The organism is Nocardia brasiliensis ATCC 700358, assembly GCF_000250675.2.
In the GTDB taxonomy this organism is placed as follows: domain Bacteria; phylum Actinomycetota; class Actinomycetes; order Mycobacteriales; family Mycobacteriaceae; genus Nocardia; species Nocardia brasiliensis_B.
In genome coordinates this window covers 1,059,834-1,084,836 of the sequence record NC_018681.1, presented here as the reverse complement: position 1 = coordinate 1,084,836, position 25,003 = coordinate 1,059,834, and the positions used below count along the sequence as shown (strand labels likewise).

The window sequence follows — 25,003 nt, the reverse complement described above, 5'->3', positions numbered from 1 at the left end:
CTCCTCAGCTGAAGATCGTGGCACAGCGCCGCGGATCGGCCAGCACATCCCGGACCAGCAGCCCGAGATCGGTGCCGAGGCCGGTGAGCGGATACGGGAAATCGGTGACGGTATGGCCGTCGACGTGCACCTGGAACCGCGCCTGTCGCGGACCCCGCTGTTCCCAGCCGACGCCGACCGCGGGCGAATCGAGATCGAACTCGTTCGCGCCGAGCCGCAACGTCAGCCTGCCGTCCTTGCGGTAGAACACGGCGAGGGTCTCCCCGAAGTAGCCGAGCACGCCGCCCACCTGTCCGGTGGCGATGGTCGCGGCGCGCAACGTGCCGGTGACCGGGTCGAAGGTCGCAAGCCGGCCGCCGTCGAGCGCCTGCAGGATGACTTCCGAACTGCCCGAGCCGTTCTCGTCGTTCCAGCGGCGACGCCGATCATCACGCCCGCCCGCGCCGCCACCGCCACCGGCCGCGGCACCGGCCATCGGCGGCACCATGGGCGGCGGCATCATCGGCGGCACCAACGGCTGTTGTGGTCCACCGGACAGCAGCGGGTTCGGCGGGAGCCCGTGCTGACCCGGGACGCCGTTGTGTCCCTGGTTGCCGTTCTGCCCCGGGTAGCCGGGCTTGGCCACGTCGCTCGGGTACGGCGTCAGCGGCGGACGCGGCGATCCCGACCCGCCAGGTGAACCTGTCGGGTCCGGTGACCCCGTCGGATCCGGCGACGGCGTCGGGTCCGGCGACGGCGTCGGATCCGGCGGCAACGTCGGTGGGGTCGTCGGCGGCGGCGTGGTCGGCGGCGTAGTGGGTGGAGTCGTCGGCGGTGTCGTCGGTGGGGTCGTCGGTGGCGGCGTGGTCGGCGGCGGCGTGGTCGGCGGCGGCGTGGTCGGCGGCGGCGTGGTCGGCGGCGGAGTCGGCCGCGGCACGGTGGGCGTCGGCGATCCGGTCGGCCGTCCCACCGGACGATTGGCCGGACTCGTCGGCCGCGGCGAAACCGGCGGCTGCGGTGGCACCGGCGGAACCGGTGGCACCGGCGGCTTTTCGGGTTCCGGCAGCTCCGGCATCGGCGCCTTGGGCGGCGGCGGAGCCATCGCGTGCGGCGGGAACTCGAGCTCGAATTCGTGCGGCGGATGCGGGATGTGGGAACGGAACACCGGCGGCGTCAACTCGTCCTCCGTCGTGCGCGCCCGATCACCGTCGTCGCCGTCATCGTCGTCGGTCGCCCGATCCCGATCCGTGCTGTTGCCGGCATCGTCACGGTCCCGGCCCGAGTCCGCATCGCTTTGCTGCTCGGGACGATCGGTGCCGTCGAGCACGCCGTCCTCCGAACCGGGACGTACCGGAGCGGTGTAATCCACTGCCCCTTGCCGGTTTTCGTGCTCCGGATCCGAGCGCGAACGGTCCGGCGCACCCGTCTCCGGGGCGGCCAGCGCCGCGGCCCGAGACTCGGCGCGCGCCAAGTCTTCCTCGATCCGCGCCACTTCCAGCTCGGCCGCCAGATAGTCACGGGCGGCCCGCTCCAGTTCGGCGACCTTGTCCAACCGGGCTTGCTGTTCGGTGACATCCAGTGTGCGGGCGCGCAGTTCGTCGCCGCGGGCGACGATCTCACTCTCGGAGCCGAGCTGGTTCGGCTCGATCGACACGCGCAGCGCCTCGGCGGCCTCGGCACGCGCCGCCTCGGCGCGATCCAGCGCCTCCTGCGCCCGGGTCAATTCCTGTTCCAGACTCTCGCGGCGGTCTTCCGCCAAGAGGCGTTCGGTCTCACGTTGCGCGGCGGAGCCGGGCGTGCGCTCACCGTCCGGCTGATTCTCGGCCGAATCGGCTTCGGTCTCAGGCAGTTCCGGCCGACCAGTGCGCACCAGCTCGCGCGCCTTCGCGAGTTCGCTGTCGTGGCGCGCGATGTTCTCTTCGAGCACCCGCACCACCTCGGTGGCGGCGTCGAAGTCGCGACAGGCCTGCGCCAGATCATCAACGCGCCGTTCACCTTCGGCATCGGTCTGCGCTGCTCGCAGGTCGGCCAGCAACGCGTCGACCGTCCGGTCGGAGCCGAACATCCACTCCGGATCCAGACCGAGGCTCTGCTCCAGCTCCAGCAGCGCATCGATGCGTGTGTCCAACGCCGCACGCGCCCTGTCCAATTCGAGCTGGTACCGGTCGCGCGGCAGGAACGGCGGCGGCTCCGGCAAGGGACCGACCGCGTACGGAACGCCCGCGCGATCGCCCGTCAGCGGCGGCCGATCCGCATCCCAGTGGAAGCCGAGGCCGACCGCGTGCGTGTTCGCGTCGTGCCAGGTCTTGTCGTGATTCTCCGGGTCCCGCAGGAACTCCGATTCGGCCAGCGCGTCGTACAGCAGCACGATGTCCTGCTTCATCGCTTTGCCCGCGACGAGACGGTTGATCGCCTCGGCGACGTCGGCGAGCTGGTCCATCCGCTTCGGCACCGCCCGGCCGTTGGGATCGGTGTAGTCGGTGACCAGGTGCTCGTCGGTGAGCAGATGGTTGAGCACCTGCTGGATCTGCTCTTTGGTGAATCGCGGCGGCGGCAGCGCGCCCTCGGCGGTGGCGTCGTGCCACATGTTCGGCACCAGCTCCGCGACGATCTCGTTGATCCGCTCGTCGCTGATCCTGCCGTTGTTGCTCCGCTCGTCCAGCAGGGCGTTGCGGATATCAGCGATGGTGTCGCGCACCAGGTCTCGATCGTTGCCGTCGAACATGGTGTCCGTGCGCGCAGCCAGCTCGTCGATCTGCTTGTCGATCCGCGCCAGCTGTTCGGCGACGTCGGATCGAGTCGGGTCGATGCCGCGGTGCCCGTCCACCAGTTGCTTGCGCACCAGGTCGATCAGTGCGCGAGCGGCGGCCTCCTGCTGGTCTTTTCCGTACTGCGCCAACTGGTCGACGATCTTGTCGGCCAGCTGATCGTCGGCACGGAACTTCTCATATTCCCGGTCGGCCCAGTCCTGGACCTTCTGCCACTGGGCCACCTCGTGATCGAACTGGCGCTGCAACCACTCCGGGATCTCGACGTGGTCGTAGCTGGTGTGTTCGCTCGCCTCCCAGCTCCGGTACATCGGCTGGATATTGGTCTCCGGCGGTGTGTGCCAATCGAATCCGGACCACACCGTCCCGAACGGCGGCAGCTTCTGCAGCCACGGCCGCGCCTTGACCCAGTCCCCGATCTCCGGATGCCGCTGGATCCACGCCTTCACCTTCGGATGATCGATCGCCGCGAGCAGCGTACGGATATCCCGTTGAATGGCATAGAAATCCGAGCCGATGTGCACGTTGACCAGAGCGTCGTCCGGCACACCGTCCTGGAAGTACTTCACCGGCACGTTCATCGGGTTCATCGGCAGCATGTTCTTCGCGATATGCCCGGGCGGGATATCGGCGAAAGGCGTTGCCAGATCGTTGATGTAGTCGGCGAGGCCGGCCCACCAGTCCGGATCACCCGGGTCGTAGGCATCCGGCGTCTCGGCGTCGCGGTTGGTCTTCCAGTCCGGCCTGCTCGGGTTCACCGGATGCCAGACGTCGTCGCTGTCGCGCCAGCGAACCATCAACAGACCCGGATCACCGTTGGTCCAGCCCGTCTCCAGACGTTCCACCTCGGGCCCGCGCGAGACCACCGTTTCCCGGCCGGGTGCGGTATGCCGGTATTCGATCTGCGGCGATCGCATCATGCCCTGCGCCACATCGGAATTCGTCCGGATGGCGTGCTCGAGTGCGGCATCGTGCCCGGCCCGCGGCTGATCCGAGGCCGAAACCGGACCGAAGACCACGATGCGCGGCCGCTCACCGCCGAAGTAGCCGACCCGGTCGGTCACCATCCGCCCGCCCTCGGCCGTGAGCGCGTCGCGCCAGCCCGCGACCTCATGCCAGCGCTCGGTGAGCGCGGTCATCTGGTCCTGCAACCGGGTCATCGCGTTGTCGGCCCTGATCACATCCGCGGCGGCAGTGGCGAGCACGTCGAGCATCGCAGGTCGATTGGGGTCCGTGCCGTCGTCGGTACGCAGGTGGTGATCGATCGTGTCGGCCAGCCGCTGCGGCTCCGGACCCAGGTCGGTCAGCGGAATGCTCAGCCGTTCCGCCAGATCCTCCAGGACCGCGCGTGGCCGCCTGCTCTCCTGGAAAATGGCGGCCTGCCGGCCCGCCAGCTCATCCAGTTCAGCGACAACGTCATCGGAGAGCGGTCGGTCCCGATCCACGCCCTGCCGCTGCAACTCGTTGAGCCTGGCATCGATGCCCGTGACGAGTTGGTCGAGCCGGTTGAACTCCCGGACCGACTGCTGCAGGCTGCGGATGGCTTGCTCGCGCAGTTCCCGCTCGGGCCCCGCCACCGGCTCGTGCACCACCCTGCCGGGGCTGTCGAGGTTGCCGGGCACCCGTACCGTTCGGGTGCGCGCCTCCTGGTAGAGATCGAGCACTCGCCGGTCGAACGCGTCACCGCTCAGCTCCGGCACATCGAGACGCCGTGCGAGGTCATCCCTTGCGGCACGGGCGGTTTCCCGTTCCCGCGCTCGGTCCGCCCGCTCCTCGAGCAGCCGGTCGTATTCGGCTTCACGGGTTTCCAGCGGCGCGTACTCGGCGTCCAGGCGGGCCAGCTCGGTGGTCAACCGCGCGAGCGTTTCCTCGTCGGTCGCGATCCGATTGCACAGCCGCTCCAGCTCTTTCACCCGGAGCACGTCGTGCGGCAGCCGCTCCTGACCCTCGATGCGGTGGTGGTTCAGCTCGCGCAGCGTGTCGGCCAGGGCGTCGCCCGGACGCAGGGCCGCCCAGTCGTCGGACGGATCGACACCGAGCAGCGTGGCGAGCTCGTCGCGCCGGCGCACCGCGCTGTCGCGGTCGGCGATCACCTGGTCACGCGACTCGACCAGTTCGGCACGACGCTCGGCGGGATCCACCTCCGGCGTCGGTGCCGGATCGGGATCCGGCGGGGGCGTCCCGCCTTCAGGTTCGGCAGTACCCTTCGGCTTCGGTGTGCCACTTTCGTTTTCGGGGGCGATCGGCTGTTCGGGCGCACCCGGGCGCTGCGGACCACCCGGTTGCCGCGGACCCGCACCGCCCGGCTCGCCCGGTCCGCTCGACGGATCCTCGGGCGGAATCGGGCCGTCGTCCGGCCGCGCGTTCTGCTCGAGAATCGTCAACCGATCGAGCACCGACTGGAACCACTCGGGGTGCGCGGCGAATTCCGGCTCCATCGCCTCGATCCGGCGGCGGATCTCGGCGAGTTCGGCGGCACTGACCTCGTGCCGGCGCCAGTGGATCGTGCCATCGGCGCCGCGATCGAAGAAGTGGTAGGCGAACCCGCTGGTGGTTTCGGCGTCACCACGCCGGCCACCGACAAACGCGAGGCTGTGATCGATACCGCTGATCTGACCGTCCCGGGTGGCCAGCCAGTTCGTCATGCCGCGGTCCGGCATCCGGATCAGCACGTCCAACAAGCCCATACGCACACCGGCGGGAGTGTCGGTGAGCCCGGTCTGCTGCGGGCTCCAGGCCCCCGGATGCAGGCTGCTCGGCCAGTCGCCCGGCATGAACTGCATGAAGATCATGTTGTCGCTGACCCGGATGATGTGCGGCACGGTCGCCCCGACCGCCCGGCCGACCAGCGCCGCAAGCACTTCCGCGTCGGCGTGGATCGGGTTGCTCAACGTCTTGCGGATCAGCTGCGTGCCGTCGGCGAGGGTGATCAACTCGACCCGCTCGGCCATCTGCAGCGCGCCCTCGCTGAGAATTTCGACGCGGATCTCCTCGCCCGAGGTCGGCGCGTCCTCGACCCGAGCCACCGCGCGGGCGAGATCGGCTGCGCCCGTGTCGGATTCGTTCGGGTCACGGGGAGCGTCGCCCCGACGGTTCGAGCGGCGCTCGGAGCCGTCGCCCGGATCACCGACCGGCGGTGTCGCCGGCGGTTGCGGCGGCTTCTTCCCGCCGCCTGCGCCTTCCGCCTGCGGCGGGGCGGGCGGTTCTTGCGGCACTTCGGATTTCGGCTCGCCCGGACGTGAACCCTCGCCCGGCTCAGGCGGTTTACGCGAACCGGGGGTCTCGTTCGACTGTCCCGGACGTACCGGTGCGCCGCCCTCGCCGGGAGTCGGCCGCGGGCCCGGCGTAACCGGCTCGCCCACCGGGGTCGCACCGCTCGGCGGCAGTAGATCCACGATGGTCACGCGGCCGGTGTCATCCACCTGAACTTGCCGGTAGACCACGTCGATGTGCTGCTGCGCCAAGGAATCACGCAACTGGTCGCCGAGGATGTGCTCGGGCGCGCGGAACGGCGAGACCACGAGGATACGCCGCGGATCGCCTGGGAGGACCGCGACGCCGTCCGCATTCCGCAACGGTTGTCCCTCCGTGGCGAGCACGTCACGCGCGATCACCGCGCCCGCTTCGGCGCACAGGTCGCTCTTTGTCCGCATCGACTCGTGGTACTGGCCGAGACTTTGCGTCAGCGTGCCCATCAACCGGGTGACCTCGGCGTACCGCTGCTGCGCGGCGTTGCGGTCATCGAAGTACTGCACCATCTCGTCGGGCCGGATGCCGGTGCGGTTGTTCAGCTCGGTGATCCGGGCGTCGGCGGCGTCGGCGACTTCGCGCGCCCGCTCCTCCATCTGCCGCGGATTCAGGCCGTCGGGGTCGATGCCGAGCCCGCGCAGTGCCGACCGCGCACCATCGAGCAGTTGTGCACCGCGGGCCGCCTCGTCGGCGATCCGCGTGACCAGGCTTTCGAATTCCGGTGTACGGGTGGTGGGTTCGTACGCTCGCGGTTCGCCGACCGTCGACCACTGGCCCGCCGGCGCACCTGTCCGCGGGCGATTGCTCCCCGTTGGGACTCCCGGGCCGCCCGTGGGCGGGCCGGTTTCACCCTGTCCGACACTCTCACCCGGTGCATGCTGCGGCACACCGGTGTCCGCCACCGGCCCCGCCTGCGGACCGGTCTGGTTTTCCGGCACCGGTCGGGCTTGCGGTTCTGCACTCGACCGCGGCACGGTACCGGCGGGTGCCTGACGCACCTGCTCTCCCCGACCCGACTGTGCGGGTTCAGGGACCGACGGAGCTTCGCGCACCGGCGACACCGGGCCAGCCTGCGGGCGCGACTGCTCGCCCGGCTGCTGAGCCTTGCGCGACTGCGGTGCCTCGCTCGCGGCGCCTTCCCCGGTCTGCGGAGCCTGACGTGCCGTCGGCGCTTCGCTCGACCGCGGGGCCGCGCCGGTCGGCGAAGTCTGACTCCGCCCCGGGCGCGCGACCTCGCCAGGTGCGGCGGCACCTGGCGGCGGCGCTTGCCGCGACTGCGGCTCATCGTCTCCCGGCGGTGTTTCGTGCGACTGCGGCGCTTCGCCGACCACCGGTGTCTCGCGGACCGGCGGAACCGCGCCCTGCTGGGGCATTTCGCCGGTCGGCGGGGATTGCCGCGACTGCGATGCGGCACCAGGGGTGTTCTCGCCTTGCTGCGGGGTTCCGCCGGACTGCGGGGTTTCGGTGATCGGAGGTTGCTTCGCACCGCCGCCATCGCTCGGGGAGTGGGGTTCCGGGCGGGATCTGGGCAGGGCCGACGCATCCGGCGGGTCGACGCGATGCACCTGGGTGCGACCGTCTTCGCCGACGACGAGACGGAACAGCACCACGTTGTCGCGGTTCGGTCCGACGACCTCGGCGAGGTCCGGATGCTGGGCGACCGCCCGATCGAGCACCGTCGTGGGCTGCGCCGACTCGCCACGCAGCACGACCACCACCCGGCGCGGGTCACCATCGATCACACCGACCTGCGGCAGACCCGTGAGCGGACGAGCACCGACCTGGGTTAGCACGTTGTCCCGAAGCTGTTGCGTGAGTTGCTGATCCAGCCCGGCAGCGGCGCGCTCGGCATCACCCTTCCGCTCGAACGCGCCTTCTGCCTCCGCCTGATCGCGCGCCTGCTGCAACTGCTGCTCGGCGTCGTCCCGGGCGCGCAGCGCCTCGGCCTTGGCCTGCTCCAGCCGATCGATCTCCGGGTGCTGCTGCGGCGTCTCCGCGACCGGCAACCGCTTCGCGGCACCGCCATCGCTCGGCGCGTCAGGCTCGGGCCGCACCGCGTGCAGCGGCGGCGCATCCGGCGGATCCTCCCGATGGACCTGCATGCGCCCGTCTTCGCCGGGAGTGAGCCGGAAGACGGTGGCATTGTCACGGTTCGGCCCGACCAGGTCACCGAGATCCGGATGCGCTGCGACCGCCCGGTCCAGCAGCGTGGCCGGATCCGACTCCCCGCGCACCACCACGACCACGCGACGCGGATCACCATCGGTCACCCCGACCTGCGGCAGACCCGGCAACGGACGTGCCTCGACATCGGCCAGCGCGTTGTCCCGAAGCTGTTGCGTGAGTTGCCGATCCAGCTCTGCCGCATCGCGTTCGGCGAACCGCTGCCGCTCGAACGCAGCCTCCGCCTCGGCCTGGTCCCGCGCCTGGCGCAACTGCTCCTCGGCCTCGTCCCGAGCCCGCAACGCATCGGCCTTGGCCTGCTCCAGCCGATCGATCTCGGCTCGGCGGCGCTGCGCTTCCGTTTCGGCGGCCCGCTGCCGTTCGGCGACCGCTTCGGGCGATGCCACCGGTTCCGGCCGTGCAGGCGAATCCGGTTCCCCGGCAAGTAGTTCCATGCGCTGGGCGCGCGGCAACGCGCGGTCGGCGTCGTGCTGCGCGAGGCGGTCTTCCAACCGTGTCACTTCCGCGGCGGCGGCATCGAACTCGTGCAGGGCCCTGCTCAGATCGTCGATGCGCTGTCGCCCAGCCTCGTCCGGCTGCTCCGCGCGCAGCTCCGCCAGCCGGGGCGCAGGATCCTCCGCGAACACCACATCCGCGTCGACCCCCGCCGCTCTGGCCGCCTCGAGCAAGGCGTCGGTGCGCGCCTCCCAGGCAACCCGAGCCTTGGCGAGCTGGAGCTCGTAGCGATCCCGGGGCAGGAACGGTTCCGGCGGGTTGAGCGGTTCGGGCGCGTACGGGATACCGGCCCGATCCTCGGTCAGCGGTGGGCGATTCGCGTCCCAGTGGAAGCCCTCGGCGACCGCGTGCGCGTTCGCGTGATGCCAGGTCTTGCCGGCGTTCGCCGGGTCGCGCAGGTAGTTGGACTCGGCGAGCGCGTCCAGCAGCAGCACGATATCCGCGGGCAGCGGTTCGCCTTCGACGATCCGGTTGATGGCCTCGGCGACATCGGCCAGCTGATCCATCCGCCGCAGCACCGGCCGGCCGCTCGGATCGGCGTGGTCGCTGGCCAGGTGCTCGTCGAAGAGCAGGTGGTCGAGGATCTGCCGTAGCTGCGCGGTGGTGAACTCCGGGAAATCGAGCCGGGGGGTGACATGGTCGAAGTCCAGATCCGGTGCTTTCAGAGCCGGGTTCTGCCGTTCGATTTCCGGGGTCAGCGGACGCATCGCCGGAGTCAGTTCCGTGACGAGGCGCGCGATGTCGGCATCGGTGATCGGGCGCTCGTTGCGAATATCCAACAGCTGCTGGCGAATATCGGCGATCTGGTCACGGACCTCGACCCGGTTGTCGGTGTCGAAGTGGTTGGCGAACTTGTTGGCGAGCCGATCGATCTGCTCGTTGATCAGCTGCAACTGCTTGTCGACATCCGGGCGGCTCAGGTCGACACCGCGATGCGGATCCACCAGTTCCTCGCGGATGTGCTTCAGCACGTCCTCCGCACCGGCCACCCGCTGCTGCTGGCGGTAGTCGGCCAACGGCCCGGCCATCCGATCGGCCAGCTGGTCATCGGCGCGGAAGCGCTCGTATTCACCGTCGGCCCACTGCTGCACCTCGCGCCAGCGCGCGACATCGGCGTCGATCGAACGCTGCAACCACTCCGGGATCTCGACCCGGTGACCGAGCGGCGCATGCTCGGAAGGCTCCCACCGCCGGTACATCGGCTGGATGTTGGACTCCGGCGGCTTGTACCAGTCGAACGACGACCACACGGTGCCGAAGATCGGCATCTTCTGCAACCACGGCCGCGCCTTGACCCAGTCGCCGATTTCCGGATGCCGATGGATCCAATCCCGGACCATCGGATGGTCGATGGCCGCGAACAGGGTGCGCAGATTCCGTTGGATGGCATAGATATCCCCGCCGAGGTGGATAGTCTCGATCGAATCCGGATCGACGCCGAGGCCGTCGTAGAGCACCGGCGCGCTCATCGGATTCATCGGCAGCATGTTCTTCGCGATATGCCCGGGCGGGATATCGGCGAAAGGCGTTGCCAGATCGTTGATGAAGTCGGCGAGGCCCGCCCACCAATCGGGGTCGGGCGCCTCCCAGTGATCCGGCGTGCCGTCCTCGCGATTGGTGCGCCATTCGGGCCGGGCCGGATTGACCGGATGCCACTCGCCGTCACCGTCTTGCCAGCGGACCACCAGCATGCCGGGATCCCCATTGATCCAACCTGTTTCGGTGCGCTCGATCCGGGGACCGGTCATACCGACATCGCGCCACCCACCCGAGCGGTCGGTGACGATCTGGTGGTACTCGACGCGCGGATGCCGCAGCATCGCCTGCGCGGCAGCGGGACTGCGGTTCAACGCGTCGCGCAGCGCATCGTCGAATGCGCGGTGCGGGTGCTCGAATTCGGCACGCGGGCCGAACACGATGATCCGCGGGCGCTCACCGTAGATGACGCCGACGCGGTCGGTCACCATGTGCCCGCCCTGGGCGGTGATGAGGTCACGCCACAACCCGGTGACGCGGGCCATCTCGTCTTCGAGCCTGCCGATGGCGTTGTCGGCCGCGAGCACATCCGCGGCCGCGGACTCCAGGAGATCGAGCATCGCGTGGCGGTCGGCCATTTCGTCGACCCGCATCGTCCGCGAGCGCTGGTGTTCCAGCTCCTCGGCCAGCCGCTGCGGACTCTCCAGCAAGCTGCTCTCATCGATCCGCAACGCGCGCGCCAGGTCGGTGACCATCATGCGCTGCACCCGGGTGTCACGGAGCAGCTCGGTGCGCTCACCGGCCAGCCGATCCAGTTCGGGGGCAAGGTCTTCGGTGGGCGGCCGATCGAGACCGACGCCGTCTTCCCGCAGCTGGGCCATCCGTGCGTCGATCTGTTCGATCGCCTGATCGAGCCGGTTGAACTCCGCGAGCGCCTCGGCGAGTGCGCGGATCTCCCGTTGCCGCGCCACCGCTTCGGGCCCGGACAGCGGCTCGCGGACGATCCGCTCCATGCTGTCCAGCCCGCCGCGCACGTGCACCTTACGGCCCTGCGACTCGTCGTACAGGTCGAGCACCCGGCGCTCGAACGCGTCGCCGTCGAGATCGGAAATACCGTGCCGCACCGCCAGTTCGTCCCGGATGGTCCGTGCCGCTTCGCGATCCTGGAACAGCTGCCGCCGCTGCTCGAGCAGGCGGTCGTATTCGCCCTCTGGGGTCTCGTTGCGCGCCGCCGCCTCACGTTCCGCGGCGAGCAACGCCAGATCCCGGTCGATCCGGGCGATTTCGGCGTCCGCGTCGGCGATCCGGCCCACCTGGTGTTCCAGATCGCGGACCCGCTCCGCGACTACCGCCTGCTCGCGCAACTCCGTGGTGCGCCCGAGGATCTCATCGATCGTGTCGGACAGATTCTCGGGCCGCAGGCCGGGCGCGTCGACATCGGAGTCGACCCGCAAGCGCATCGCGAGTTCGGTGCGCTGTCGCAGCGCATCGGCGCGCTCCGCAAGAGCACGGTCGCGCGCTGCCTCGAGGTCCTGCTGCCGCTGGGCGAACACTTCCTCGGGTGTCGGCGTCGGCTGCTCGGGCGTCGGCGCGGGCCGTTCCGGTGTCGGGGCGGGTTCCTCAGGCGTCTGCGTCTGCTCCGGTTCGCGTGCCGCCGGCTCCTCGGGGTTCTGCCGGTCGCCGTTGTTCGCATCCTCGTCGCCCGGATCACCCACGCGCGGTGGGGTTTCCGGCGGCTTCTTGCCGCCCCCGGCACCCGCGGCCGCCGGCTCGGCCGCGGACTCGCCGAGCGGCCAGACCTTCTTGTCACCCGGATGCGGCGGCTCGCCTTCGGACTCGCCTGTGCGGCTCCGGTTTTCGGGATTCTCGGCGCGGTGTCGACCGGTCGGCTCCGATGGCGCCTCGGCGGCAACCCGCGGCAGCACGCCGTCGGCGATATCGCGAGAGAACTCCGCCCGCAGCGCGGCCATGCGCGCCTGCCATTCGGCGTGGTCGGCGCGCATCTGCGACGCCCAGTCGACAGGTCCGGTATCGGCGATCCGGCGCATCGCCGCCGCGTGCTCGGCGGCCATCCGCGCCGTCCACTCCGCCTGTTCGGCGCGCATCCGTGCGGACCAATCCGCGAGGCTCTCGTGCCTGCCCTCATCCCGCGCGGGTGCCGCCTCGGAGTCGTCGCCCGCCCGCATCGGCGGCTCGTTCGCCGGTCGCTGTGGCGCTTCGGCAGCCGGAACCCGTTGCGGTGCGGAAGGATCAGCGGGTACGTCGGCGCGCTGGGCACCGCCCGCATCAGGCCGCGGCAGGCGCGGCGGCAGCGCGTCGGCGCCCAGCGCCGCCAGGTCCGTCAGCATCCGGTGCAGGACCTGGGCGGGCTCACTCGCGCGCGAGCCGTTGAGTTCGACGTCCAGGAAGGCGTCGGCGACCGCCTCACCCGGATGGAAAACCCCGTTCTGGTCGAAGCTGTAGGGGCTGAGCTGACGCAGCCACCGGTCGTAACCCTGTGGGGTAGCCGGGAACGCCGGATCTGTCGCCGCCTTCTGCTTGTAGTACTCCTGCAGCACGTGATCCGCGTACGTCAGCGAATGCGGATCATCCGGATTCATCGGCCGCAGCGAGGCCCGCTGGCCCTGCATGTCCACCACGTGACCGAATTCGTGCGTCAGGATGCCGAGCACGGCCCGGCCGTCACCCATCATGTTCGGGCCGAACCGGCCGTTGCTCAGGCCACGTTGAACCTCCTGCCGGAAGTCGTTCATGCTGCCGACGAAATCCGAGCTGAACTTGATCGAATCGGCGCGCCGCAGACCGGTTTCCGGGTTGATCCCCGGCAAGACCATCGCCAAGCAACGGCCCCGGAAATCACCGATACCGATGGTGCGCAGGTCCATGTTGGGGTACTTGCCGCGCAGATCGACGATGCCCCTGGCGATTTCACGCGCCACCTCGGCATCGACACCGGGCCGGTCGAACCCGTACACGACGAGGCCGGTGTCCTCGGCCAGCTTGGCGCCGACCTCGGCCGCGCTCAACGGCGTCCACTCGTCGGTGATATGCGGCTGCGGCAGGTCGTCACCGGGGCGAGCAGCGCCGTCGACCGCTGCATCGGGCCGAGGCGGCATCAGTCGCGAGCCCACCTCACGCTCATGCGACAGCGCGCTCGCCATCTTCCCCGGATCATCCGCCCCGCCCGGCCTAGGCCGCGGCTGCGTCGACGAATCCCCCTCCGGCCGAGCCGAATCCGCAGGCTTCGGCCGACCCTCCGTAACCGAATCCGCGGGCTTGACCGTCGGTGACGAATCCTGTTCCGGTCGCGACGAATCCGCGGGCCTAACCGGGTTGCCTTCGTTGTTCATCCAATCCAGGCGAGCCGCATCCGGGTGACGTGGTTCCGCATCCGTCCCATCACGCCGCGCGGATTCGGGGGCGGGCCGATAATTCGGCTCGTGACCGCCCTCTCGGACCCATGGGTGCGGTTCGACTGCGGCATCGGGGTGGAAGGTCCGCCATTCCCCGCCGTTGCGGATGACGGGAAGCTGGCCCGGCCCTCTTGCCCGGTCCACACCGACCGCGTCGGTTGGTGCGTGGACATCCACACCGAGGCGGTTGGCTACGTACTGGGCCCAGCCGTGTTCGTTCCCGCTGTGGCATGCCAGCAACCTGACCGGCGTGCCGGGCACGTAATGCGGATTGTTGAGGATCGCTTGGACGATCTGCTCCGGATGGGTCTTCAGGTTGTTGCCGGGGATCGGCGCGCCGTCCTCGCTGCCGTGTACGACCACATCATGGACACCGTCCTCGTGCAACACGTTGTCGCGCACGTTGTGTGTCTTCGTGTCGTCACCGATCGAGGTGCTCTCAGGGCGGTGTACCACGCCCTCGCCATTGGCGAGATGATCGTCGTAAACCCGGCCATCGGTGGCGGAGTCCGAATCTCGTTGCGTGCCATCGTCATTACGGCCCATCTCGTCTGCGGGGCGCGGGCTGGCACCGGGATACGAGTTCTCGTCACGGACCGGAGTGGCCGGTTCGGGGGTTTCCTCGGCGGGGCGGGGGCGGGTATCGGTGGTGTCCGCGGGGGCGCGGTTGGTGGGGGGCGCGCCTTCTTGCGTTGGGGTGGTGCGGGTTTCGGGGGCGTCGGCGGCTACCGGTTTGATGACCAGGTAGCCCTTTTCGCGGGCTACTTCCTCGGAGAAGATTCCGGCTACGTCTTTGACGCCCGGGATGGGGCTTTCGCCCTCGTGCAGGTCGGCGAGCCGCATCAGCCCTTCAGCCGTGGTCGCGGCAAGGTCGAGATCGCTGTCTGCGCGGAACGGTTCGCCGGTCTTTTCCGAGATTCCGGTTTGGCGGCTGCCGAAAAGCACCAGGGGCTCACCGGTTTCGGCGACCGAACGGCGCGCGGCGTCCAGCATCTCCGGTGTCACACCGGGGCCGGGCTCGCCGATCATCTCGACTTCGGGCAGGTCCGTATCTCGGCGCGGCGCGTCTGTGTCGGGGCCGTCGAGGTCGGCGGGTGGTGAGGTGTCGGACAGTTCGTGGAGTGGGCTGCCGGTGCCGGTGTGCTGCCTGCCGTCGAACGGCTGGCCGACGCGGGCCGGATCGTGCGCGCCCGCTTCCTGATCGAGAATCCGACGACGGTCGGCATCGCTGATCGGATGTTCCGGCCGTCCCTCGTGTCCGGCCAGGAGAATGGCGCGGATATTGCGCACCTCCCCCGGCGTGCGTGGCGGGAAGCTGTGATTGTCCAGTCCGGCACCGATATCGCGAACGATGATGTTGTCGCCGCCGACGTTGATCAATTCGTAGGCGTGCGCGCCGACACCGTGCTCGTCGCGCCCCGCGTAAGTGTCGACGACCAACGCCGAGGAGCCCTCGCCCAGGGCGATGAGCTGCTGGCGGATCTGCTCGTGCGTATCGACGGGACGCAACTCGCCGCCGGCCAGCGCCTCCAGTTCCCTGGCGGTCATGCCGTCCGGGCCGATTGTGCGCTCCGGCAACCAGATATGGTCGCCGTGCCGGTTGCGCAGGTCGACCAGCGAGTCCTCGCCGCAGCGGCCGCGGCGGTCGTCCAGCTGGTTGGCAGGGTCATTGTCGCCGCGCGGATGCGGTCCCGCCGGGGGCGTGCCGTCGGGTGAACTCTGTTGCGGCGGAGTGTGATCGGATTGGACCTCACCGATGTTGTCCATCCGCACCGGCACACCGTTGCGGTCCAGGCCGAACTCGGAGATCTTGACCTTGCCGTGGATGTTGACGTGCGCCTTGTGGTACTCGATGTCCAGAGTGCCGTCGCGGTGCGCCTTCAGCAGTTCGTCGCGGGCACTGAGAAGTGCTTGTCCCTCAGGCGAATCGACATCGATGCCACGAGCGCGCAACTGCTCTGGCGTCTCGGACAAGATGGTCTTCAAGTTGTGGTCGATGGCCAGGGTGCGCCGCAGGTATTCCGGCGAGCCTTGCTGTGCCCTACCGTCCACGGTGTTCGCACCGCCGAGCCCGGAACCGACACCCTTCGCCTCGATCACGACCAATTTGGGTGGTCGCGGCGGGTTGCCGTCCGAACCGTCGTTGCCCGGCACCAGGATCGCGTAGTCGACCATGTCCGCGCCGTCCCGCGCGCCCTTGAACGGACTGATGATCACCGCATCCGGGTGCAATACCGGATCGAGTCCGAAAGCCTTCGCACCGAGCTCGCCGAGGAGCTTGGAGGCGTTCACCATCTTCGGGCCGAGTTCGTTGTACTTCTCTGCTTGACTCTGCAGATCATTCAGCTTCTCGAGCTTCGCCAGCTTCGCGTCGTCGGTCAGCCCGGGATCGGCCATGATCTTGTCGGTCAGCCGGTTGATGACCGTGTCGAGTTCGCTGGCCTTCAACTGCGGGATCTCCTTGATCCCGTACTGCGAGAACTCCGGAATGAGATTCTTGACCAGATCGTCGGCCACCGTGTCGCGCTGGGTCTGCAGGTTCTTCCGCTCGGTGGACGCGTCGTCCAACTGCTTCTGTAGGTCCGGGTCGGTCACGTCGTAGGGCTTGGCGGGTCCTTCGTCGGCCAGGAAGGCGAACCCTCGCTTGCTGAGGTGATCGTCGATCCAGCCCGTGTTGTCGCGCAGTCGGAACGTGCCCTCGTCACGCCACGTATTGTCCGCGTCCTCCGGGTGGTGCCATTTGCCGTCGGCACCCCGGTAGAACTGGTTCGCGTCGGGTCGCGCACCGATGCGCACCGGGTCGGCCTCGTCCGCACCGTGCGACATGAGTTCGTCGCGGATGTGCGCGGGCACCGGATCGACCGGCGTCCCATCACCTTTGAAGAGAATCGCCAGGGAACGGTCGACGTCACGGACCGGCGCGCCGCCTTCTTCACCGGTCAAAGTGGCGTCGCGGATGGTGATCTTGCCGTTCTCGTGCACCATCAGGTAGGCGTGCGCGCCGACGCCGTGCCGATCCGACGGGCCGCTGTAGACGTCGACCACCAGCGCGGTCGCGCCCTCGCCGAGGCTCATCAGGCGGTTCGCGATGGCATCCGCGCCCGGGAACTCCCGCAGTGCGCCACCTGCCGAGGCGACCAGCTCACCCGCGGTCATGCCGTCCGGGCCGATCGTACGGTTGGGCAGGCGGAAGTTCTCGGCGCCGAACCGGCGGATCAGCTCGACAACGGAGAGCAGGCCGCACTTGCCGCGCAGATCGTCGTCCCCGCGCGGTCGCGGTGCGTCACCGGGCTCGGTATCGCCGTCGGGTCGCGGCGAGCCGTCGTTGGGCGCATCGGCGCTCGGGTGCCGCCCGTGCGGGGTGTTCGCGCCGTCCGGACCCACGAGCGGCGGGACCAAGAGCAGATCATCCGCACTGCGCTGCCGGTCGTCCGGGCCGTCCACACGATCGGGGTGCTGGGTCGAATCCACGTCGTCGCGCGCCGCCGGGGCCTCGTCGCGCGGCCGTGCACCGGACTCGCCCGGTTCGCGGCCCGCGCGTGGTTCCTCACCGACACGCGGCCGATTCGGTTGTGCCGCAGGGTCATCCGAACGCGGCGCGTCGGTCTCGGGCCGAGTCGCGGTGTCATCCGAGCGCGGCGCATCGGTCTCGGGCCGAGTCGCAGGATCGTCCGATCGCGGTGCACCGGTCTCGGGCCGAGCCGAAGTGTCGACGGAACGGGGCGCTTCGCCCGAACGCGGTGCCGCCTCGCCCGTTCGGGGTGTCGCCTCGCCCGTTCTGGGTGTCGCCTCGCCCGAGCGCGGCGCGTCGGTCTGCGGACGTACCGTGGAATCGCCTGCTTCCGAACGGACTTGGACGTTATCGCCCGCTTCGCTCGTGACCCGCTGCTTCGCGCGCGGCGCCTCTTCTCCGCTCGATTCGGCGCGGATGCCCGGCGTCGAATCACGCGTGCCCGCACGGGCATTCGGATCCGCGACCGAAGCACGCGAATCAACGCGTGGCCGTTCGGCACCGGGGCGCGCCTCCGGCGAGCCTGCCCGCGGGTCGGTCGCCCTGGTCTCACCACCCGACTGAGTCCGCGCCTGCTCGCCGCCACGCACCGGCTCGGAGCTGCCACGCACCGGCTCGGCGCCGGTGTGCGGCCGCGCTTCACCCGGCACACCGGCCCTCGGCTGCGATCCGTCGCCGCCGGTGCGCGCCGGATCAGCCGTCGTGACCGGATTATGTTGTGGCGCAGCCTGTCCCGATTGCATCGGCGCGCCGGAGTCGACCCCTGTGTGCTGCGAGCCCGCGTTGCGATCGGCACCCGCACCGGCGTTCCCGGTCTCACCCGCGGTACCACGATCTTGTCCGCTGCCACCCTGATCCGTTGCGCCGCTTCGGCTTTGGTCACCGCTTCCGGCCTGCTCCGGCGCGGCTCCGGCCCGGTTCTCCGAGCCGCCTTCGTGACGCCCACCGTCGGACGCCCGGCTTTCCGAACCACCTTCGTGACGCCCACCGTCGGACGCCCGGTTCTCCGAACCACCTTCGTGGCGGCCACCGTCGGACGCGCGGCTTTCCGATCCGCCCCGATCATGTTGCTGCGCACCGGTTTCAGCGCTACTCGGGTTCGTCCGGTTCGATCCGTCACCGGAGGTCTGCGACGCGCCATCGCCCGTCGAGGTACGTGACGACGAACCATCACCCGTGGACGTCCGCGACGACGAACCGTCGCCGGTGCCACTGTTGGTATTACGGGAACCGTCACCGGCTCTACCGCTGTTGTTGTTCCCCCCGGCACCCGTACCGTCGCCGGTACGACCGGCCCCGGTGCCACCGCCCGTAGTACCGGTGTTCGCACCAGAACCGTTGTTGCCCAACCCATTTGCCCCGGATGGATGGACCGCGGGCGAGTTCGCCCCCGCTCCGACGCCGGTCGGGGTGAGGGTGCCGAGAGAGCCGACGCGGGGCACGCCGACCGGATCGACGCGCACGCCGCCGCCCCACTTCGGCGACGAGCTGAAGTACCCGTTCGCCAACGCCTTGTTGCCACCCGACATAGCACCGTTGGAGACGCCCGCGGTGAACATCCGTGGATCGAGGTTGCTGAACGCCGCGCCCCAGCCGTTCTTGTAGACGTCGAGGGCGAACTGTGGTAGCGCGCCGGCAACGGCACCCACTGTGCCAGCGGCCATCCCGGTGATCGCGCCCGCCAAGAACGGCTTCATCTTCCCGCTCAGCATGTTGCCGAGCTTGTCGCCGACCGGGCCCGCTGCCGCCGCACCGAGGCCGGAGGACAGGGCGGTCATGCCGACCTGCCCCCAGTCGACGCCTTCCTTGCGGTTGCCCTGCCAGACCTGCATCTGCTGGATGCCGAGGTCCTGCATGGTGCCGAGCGCCAGGTCGATGGCGACGTGCTTCATCAACCACTTGGCGAAGGCGGAGCTGACCATCTTGGCGAGTGCTCTGGTGATCGCGGCCATCACCCGCTGCGCGATCATTCGGATGGCGAACCTGGTGGCGATGATCGCCCCGGCTTCCACGGCCGGCGCGGTGGGCGGAAACAGCCACGCCGCAGCGATTTCCAGCGCGAGCAGGCCCAGCGACGAGGCCATCATCCATTTGGCGTATTCGATTTCGTCGCCGACTTTATCGCAGGATGTGGCGATGCCGTCGAAGAACTCCGCCATCTTTTTCAGATTTTGGTTTTCTTGTTCTTTCGTCGCGCCGGTGCCGTCGAGCAGTTTCTGGAATACGCCGCCGATTTCGTCGCGGGCGGCACCGTGCGGGTACGCGGCCAGGGCAGCACTCTTCGCGGCCAAGATATCGGATTCGATACCTCTGATGCCCTCGGCGGCATTACGCCAATCATCGGCCAAGCCACGCATGCCGGTCTCGGAACCGTCCGGCCAATCGCTACCGGCGACCCACCCGAGTACATCGACTACGCCGCTCCAAAAATCGCCCATACCTGGTCACCACCCGATTACCAACCGGAATCGGTGACCCCCGGCTTCTTCGGTATGACCTGCTCGACGGTTTCCACATTGTCGAACGTCATGCCCTGATCCGCCGCCGCGGCGGCGGCACGATCGGGTGCGTCCGGCTTGGACTGCGGAGCCCGGTCCATCGTCGGCATCATCGAGCGCACGTCCGGCATGCCTTCGACCAGGTCGGACAGTTTGGGCAGCCGGGCGCGGTCCTCTTGAATGGGCGCCATCAGCTCCTGCGTCTGCCGCATCACGTCCGCCGCCGCCTCCTGTGAGGCTTGCAGTACCGCACGGGCCAGATCCGCGTATTCGAGCTCTTCCACATTGCGGCCGAATTTGACGTCGATGACCACGCCGTCGGCGTTCACCGACACGGTGACCCGGCCACCCCGGACCGTGGCCTTGCCCACGAGCGCGGTGCGCTGGCGTTGCAGCTGCGCGATGTTCCGAAGCTGCGACTGCACCTCGTCCATGAGCCCCGCGACATCTCCGCGCGAAAAATCATGTGTCACAGCGACCGACCTTCACTCATTTGTATTCGAAGCCCTGACGGTTACGTTCTTCCAAGATGTTCTGGATATCGTCGGCGACCTTCTCTTGCGAATCGGCGAGGCCGTCGAAGGTGCCCGCCATTCCCTCGTTGCCGCCCTCCCCGACGGCGAAGTCGTGCATGTTCTTCTTCGATGCGTTGTAACCCGGCTGGCCGTCGGCACCGTCGGTGAACTGCTTCCCGAGCTTGTCGTCGCCCCACGGCGCGCCTCTGCCGGTGATAGCGGTCTCCAGGTTCGACCAGACCTTGGCGACGCGCGTGCCGACGGTACGGGTCTTTCCGGCGGCTCTGCGGAATGCGGCGGGATCGACCTCGAATTTCTCATCGGCCATCGTGAACCCCTTCCTGTACCGACCGAGGCTATATGCCCCCGTTCACGACCCGCTCGCCCGTTCATGCGACGTTCACGTGCGCAGCGGCGATCAGTCAAACTACGGTAACACCAACAACACTCACCCACTACTCCAAACGGGGGGTGCGCAGAGCCCCAGAATTTAGGGGCACAAGGCTGCGACCTGCGGATTCATCCTTGACCGGGCCGTGGGATCTGGTCGATCAGCTCGCCTTTGTCGTCCCACTTCCGCCGCGAGACCAGCTTGCCCGGCCCGTCGAAGACGCTGACCTCCCGCAGACTGCCGTCCGGATACCATTCGCGCCACTCCCCGACCGGCCTGTTCTTGACGACCATGCCGGTGTGCTTGGGCGCGCCGTCGGAATACCAGCTCTTGCTCGGGCCGTCTTCGAATCCGTCCACAAACGTCCACAGTCCGATGATCGTCCCGGCGGCGTCGCGTTCGACCGCCTCACCGGTGTACCGCTCCCCGCGGTAGAACATCTGGCTGTACTCATTGGACATGTCCGCGTCGGGGTCGTCGACATCGATCGGTTCATTGCCGGTCATCGCTCAGGCCTCCACCGCGCTGTGCCGTCGTTGGAATCTTTCCTCGAACTCCGCGATAAAGATCGACGGTGCCACCGACGACGAGGACTGCTCGAGCACGCCGTCGTCGGCGATATAGAAGATCGCCCGGCCGATCGCGATCTCGTCCGGTTTGGTCGGCACGTAAACCATCCAGCCGACGCTGATCCGCTCCGCCCGCAGATCCGACAGCGGATAGCGCGCGGTGTTCATTCCGCTGTCGATGACGAACTGCCGCACTCGAGCCAGCGCGTCCTCCTGCGGCATCGGCTCGGGCAGCGTCATCGTCGCGCCGGCCATGGCGAGCTGGAAAAAGGCGCTGTCCACGTCGAACGCGCCGTCGTCGCCGAACACGTCGACCAGGGTGGCGCGGGTGACGATCCCGATCTCGGCGGCCGACACCAGGGTCGCGGCGGCCGCGCGCTGCCGTTCGGTCACCTCGTCGCCGAGCACTCCGCAGACGATGTCGACGACGGTTTCCGAGGTCCACATCCCGGGCACGGCGTCACTCAGCTCGTCCGCGATCGGCGACTCCCCGCGGTACCAGTTGCCGCCTTCCCACCAGTAGCAGAACGACAGCAGGCCACCCGCCACCCGAGCGTTCAGCACCGGGTTGGCGATCCACTCCGGGGCGCCCGCATACAGCTGCGGCATCGGCTCACCGTCGTTGTAGGCCCGGGCCAGGGCGGGCGCGTTCCACACGCCGCCGGACAGGACGGCTCGGCCGCCGGGCAGCGAATACAGCGTGGAACCGCTGCGCTTGAGCCCCTCGAACCAGCTCATCGAGGGCAGCACCCGCGGGCCGAGTTCGGAGCCGGCGGCGACGAACGCCGCGGCGATCACACCCCAGCGGGCGGCCATCAGCGGGAAGGCCGGGAAGTCGTGTTCGGACAGCACACCGCGCCTGCCGGTATCCCGATCCGCCCGCGCCTGCACGGCCGCGTCCCGCGGGGTACGGGACTGGCGATCGCCGTGCCCGAGATACGCGGCGAGCCAAATCGGCAGCGCCGCACGGGGATACACCTCGAGGTCGGCACGGTAGATCTCCGGCGCGAACAGCTGGTCGTCCGGGAACGGCTCGTCACCGTAGTCGTAATCGACCTCGACCTGACCGGAGTTGGTCAGGGTGAGCAGATAGCGCCACCAGGGGCCGTCACTGAGCTGTGCCGACAAGTGCCGGTGTTCCCGGATGAGCGCCAGCACGTCCTCGGGCGGGAAGGCGCGCGCGACCCGCCCCTCCTCGTCGGTGAAGACGACCAGTGCCACCTCGGCGCCCACCGCCATCGCGAAGGTCGCCTCCAGCCGGGTCCACCCTTCCGGACCGGCCGCGCCGAGTTCACGGGCGACCTGGTGGCTGATCGCACTGGTCCGTTCGGCGACGTCCTCGGTCTGCGGTGCCGCGCCCATCAGCGTGAAACCCACGTCGGGGTCGTCGCCGTCCGGCAGTTCGACGCCGACACCTTCGAGCAGTTCGGCCACGGTTTCGTCCGAGTCCGAGTCCGACTCGGACGACAGCGAGGCGAAGAATTGGCGCATGAATTCCGCACCCGCGGCTTCGTCGTCGGCCGCGGCTGCACCCGCCGGGGCAGGCTCCTCAGGCGCTCGACGCATTACCGTCTTCAAGTAGCGGCGCATGAAGGCGTCCTGCTCGGCCGACGTTTCCGCGGACCGGGCCGGGGAGGTGGGCGAAGACACGTCGGATTGCTCGCGATCCGTAGCCGATTCGGCGCGGGGCTTGTCCTGCGGAGCCTCGTCGTCTGGTCTGGTCACGTCGCGGAACTCTCCTCGTCTGGCACACGGACACCGGCCGGCCCCGGGGACGGCCGCACGAATTCATCCTGGCACAGCGGGCACGATGGCGAGCGGCGAATATCGCGCCACCCGCCGCGACGACTCATCCAGCGCGGGACAGGCCCAGAGCGGGCAGTTCCAACGGGGTGTTGCCGGTGTTCTCGTTCCAGGCCCGATAAACCAGATCCGTGGGCGCCGGAACATGCAGTGCGTCGCGCAGTCCGACCACCACCATCGTCGCCAGCCGCGCGTAGTCGGCGGTTCGGATCGGCCAGGGCAACTCGATCCACCAGTTGTCGCCGTGCTGGAAATCGGGCAGCTGCCAGCCCGCGCCCGCGATCAGATCGTTGCCCGCCGCGCCTGCCTGCGCGGCGGAATTCAGCCATTTGTCGCTGACGAGCTCGGCCCACACCCTGTCCGCGGTTTGCAGGAACTGGGCGTACGGACCGACCTCCGAGGTCGAACTGGACTGGATGACCTTCACGATCGCGCCCTCCGGCAGCGCCGCCAATTCCTCGGCCAGCCCGGCCGCGAACTCATCCCACCCGGTCAAAACTCTTGCCCTTCGAGTTCGACAGCCTGATCGCGCAGCGCGAGCTTGGCGTTGTTGATCAGCGAAAGCTGAACCGCGGTTTCGACATCCTTCAGCACCACAGTCGTTTCCGTACCGGCCCAACGGATCTCGGCCGAGGCTCCCGGCTTTCGATCGGTCGGGTCGCCGAGCGCACCCGTCAGCGCGGCACCCAGCTGGGCGAACGCGTCGCGCGACTGCGCGTGCCCCGCCGCGTCGTCGGAGGCGGGACCGGCGACCTTGGCCGTGATGTACTCGGCCGCGCCGTCCGAACCGGCGATCCGGCCACTGCCCATGCCGAAACCGGTGTCGAGCATCGCCCATTCGGGCTTGGCGAGCACCACCTTCCACCCGAACTCCGCAGCCAGTTCGGCCGCGTCCGCCACCCGCCACGACCACTGCACCGAACGCAGCCGAGTGGCCAGGTCGACGATCTCCTCGTCGGTCAGCGCGCGCCATTCCGTCATGCGATCACCCTAGTTGCCCCGTCGGACCTCGTGTTTCTGCGCGCTCGACTGTGCCACAACGGGTAGCCGGACACAACAGTGCCCGGCACTCGCCGCGGTCCCGTTCACGCGGTGCGCGGACCCCGGGTGACCTGCGGATTCTCCACCTCGGCGACGAATTTCTCGACCGCGTCGAGAGCCGCACGGGCTTCCGGCAGGAATCGGTGGCCGACCTGGAACACATGGAACATGCCGGGCCACAGCTGGACCTCGCAGTGACCGCCCGCGGCCCGCTGCGCGGTGCCGTAGTGCTCGGCGTCGGCACTGAGCATTTCGCTGCCGCCTGCTTGGAGGAGCATGGGCGGTAGGTCGGGGCCGACGTGGGCGGCCACGTCCATGCGGGGGTCTTCGAAATGCGTTGTGCCGTAGTAAAGGCCGGTCATGCGGCGAGCCAGACCGAGAGTCATGAAGGCGTCGTCCACCTCCGCGCGGCGGGCCCGCGCCAGCGACCACGTCGCGTCCACCAGCGCGGAGAAGCCGATCAGCGCCTTCGGCTGCGGCAAGCCCAGTTCGCGCAATTGCCCACACAGGCCGAGCGCCATATGGCCGCCCGCCGAATCACCCATCAGCACAATGTCTTCCGCCGCATGCCCTTGGTCGAGCAGCCAGCGGTAGCCGTTCAGCACATCGTCGTGCGCGGCGGGGAAGCGGTGTTCCGGGGCGCGCCGGTAGCGCAGGGTGAACGCTGGACGGTCCAGACGGCGGGCCAGCTCGGACACCAGACCGCGATGCGTGGCCGGGCTGCATCCGACGTATCCGCTGCCGTGCAGGTAGTAGATGAGGGCGCGCCCCGGTCGCGGCGGCACACCGACCCACTCCCCCGCCGTCCGGCCGCGCGGGGTGGTGACGTCCACCGACGTGGTCGGCAACATGCGGTCGAACCAGAGCTGGCAGGCGAGGGCCAAACCCAGTCGCGCACCGGCCACACCGAGGCGGTTCGCGGGCAGGCGCGCACCGAGCGGGCGCAGGGTGGATTGCAGCGCCCAGATCGTGCCGCGACTGGGTAGGGACAGCGGATCGCCATTGATCATCTGTCCAGTGAACCAAGTGGTTCGCACCCCTGGCAATCACCGCCGTTTCGATCGGGCGTAGTGCACAAAACCGGCGCTCACCTGCTGTGTCGTAGCACAGG

General features: G+C 69.0%; 8 protein-coding genes. All 8 read right to left on the bottom strand.

Annotated elements, in window-relative coordinates; genetic code table 11:
• Positions 1 to 4 precede the first annotated feature (4 nt).
• A complete protein-coding gene (locus tag O3I_RS04680; RefSeq protein ID WP_014981743.1) occupies positions 5 to 19,513 on the bottom strand; it encodes a hypothetical protein in 19,509 nt (6,502 codons plus the stop codon).
• A gap of 17 nt (positions 19,514 to 19,530) precedes the next feature.
• The gene (locus tag O3I_RS04675; RefSeq protein ID WP_041562417.1) at positions 19,531 to 20,046 is read right to left on the bottom strand and encodes a YbaB/EbfC family nucleoid-associated protein; all 516 of its coding nucleotides are present in this window, start codon (positions 20,044 to 20,046) and stop codon (positions 19,531 to 19,533) included.
• Between the two features lie 16 nt (positions 20,047 to 20,062).
• On the bottom strand, positions 20,063 to 20,416 hold the full coding sequence (locus tag O3I_RS42385; protein ID WP_014981741.1) for a hypothetical protein: 354 nt from the start codon (positions 20,414 to 20,416) through the stop codon (positions 20,063 to 20,065).
• Between the two features lie 191 nt (positions 20,417 to 20,607).
• Positions 20,608 to 20,985 (bottom strand): toxin-antitoxin system YwqK family antitoxin, encoded by a 378-nt coding sequence (locus O3I_RS04665; RefSeq protein ID WP_014981740.1) that lies wholly within the window; start codon positions 20,983 to 20,985, stop codon positions 20,608 to 20,610.
• A gap of 3 nt (positions 20,986 to 20,988) precedes the next feature.
• On the bottom strand, positions 20,989 to 22,773 hold the full coding sequence (locus O3I_RS04660; protein ID WP_014981739.1) for a hypothetical protein: 1,785 nt from the start codon (positions 22,771 to 22,773) through the stop codon (positions 20,989 to 20,991).
• A 124-nt stretch (positions 22,774 to 22,897) separates the two neighbouring features.
• Entirely contained in the window at positions 22,898 to 23,347 is a 450-nt protein-coding gene (locus O3I_RS04655; protein WP_014981738.1) for a TY-Chap domain-containing protein, read from the bottom strand.
• The gene (locus tag O3I_RS04650; protein WP_014981737.1) at positions 23,344 to 23,832 is read right to left on the bottom strand and encodes a DUF6301 family protein; all 489 of its coding nucleotides are present in this window, start codon (positions 23,830 to 23,832) and stop codon (positions 23,344 to 23,346) included. Before O3I_RS04650 ends, O3I_RS04655 begins: the two co-directional genes overlap by 4 nt.
• Before the next feature lie 104 nt (positions 23,833 to 23,936).
• Positions 23,937 to 24,902: an alpha/beta hydrolase gene (locus O3I_RS04645; protein WP_014981736.1), complete on the bottom strand. Its 966-nt coding sequence runs from the start codon at positions 24,900 to 24,902 to the stop codon at positions 23,937 to 23,939.
• Positions 24,903 to 25,003 lie beyond the last annotated feature (101 nt).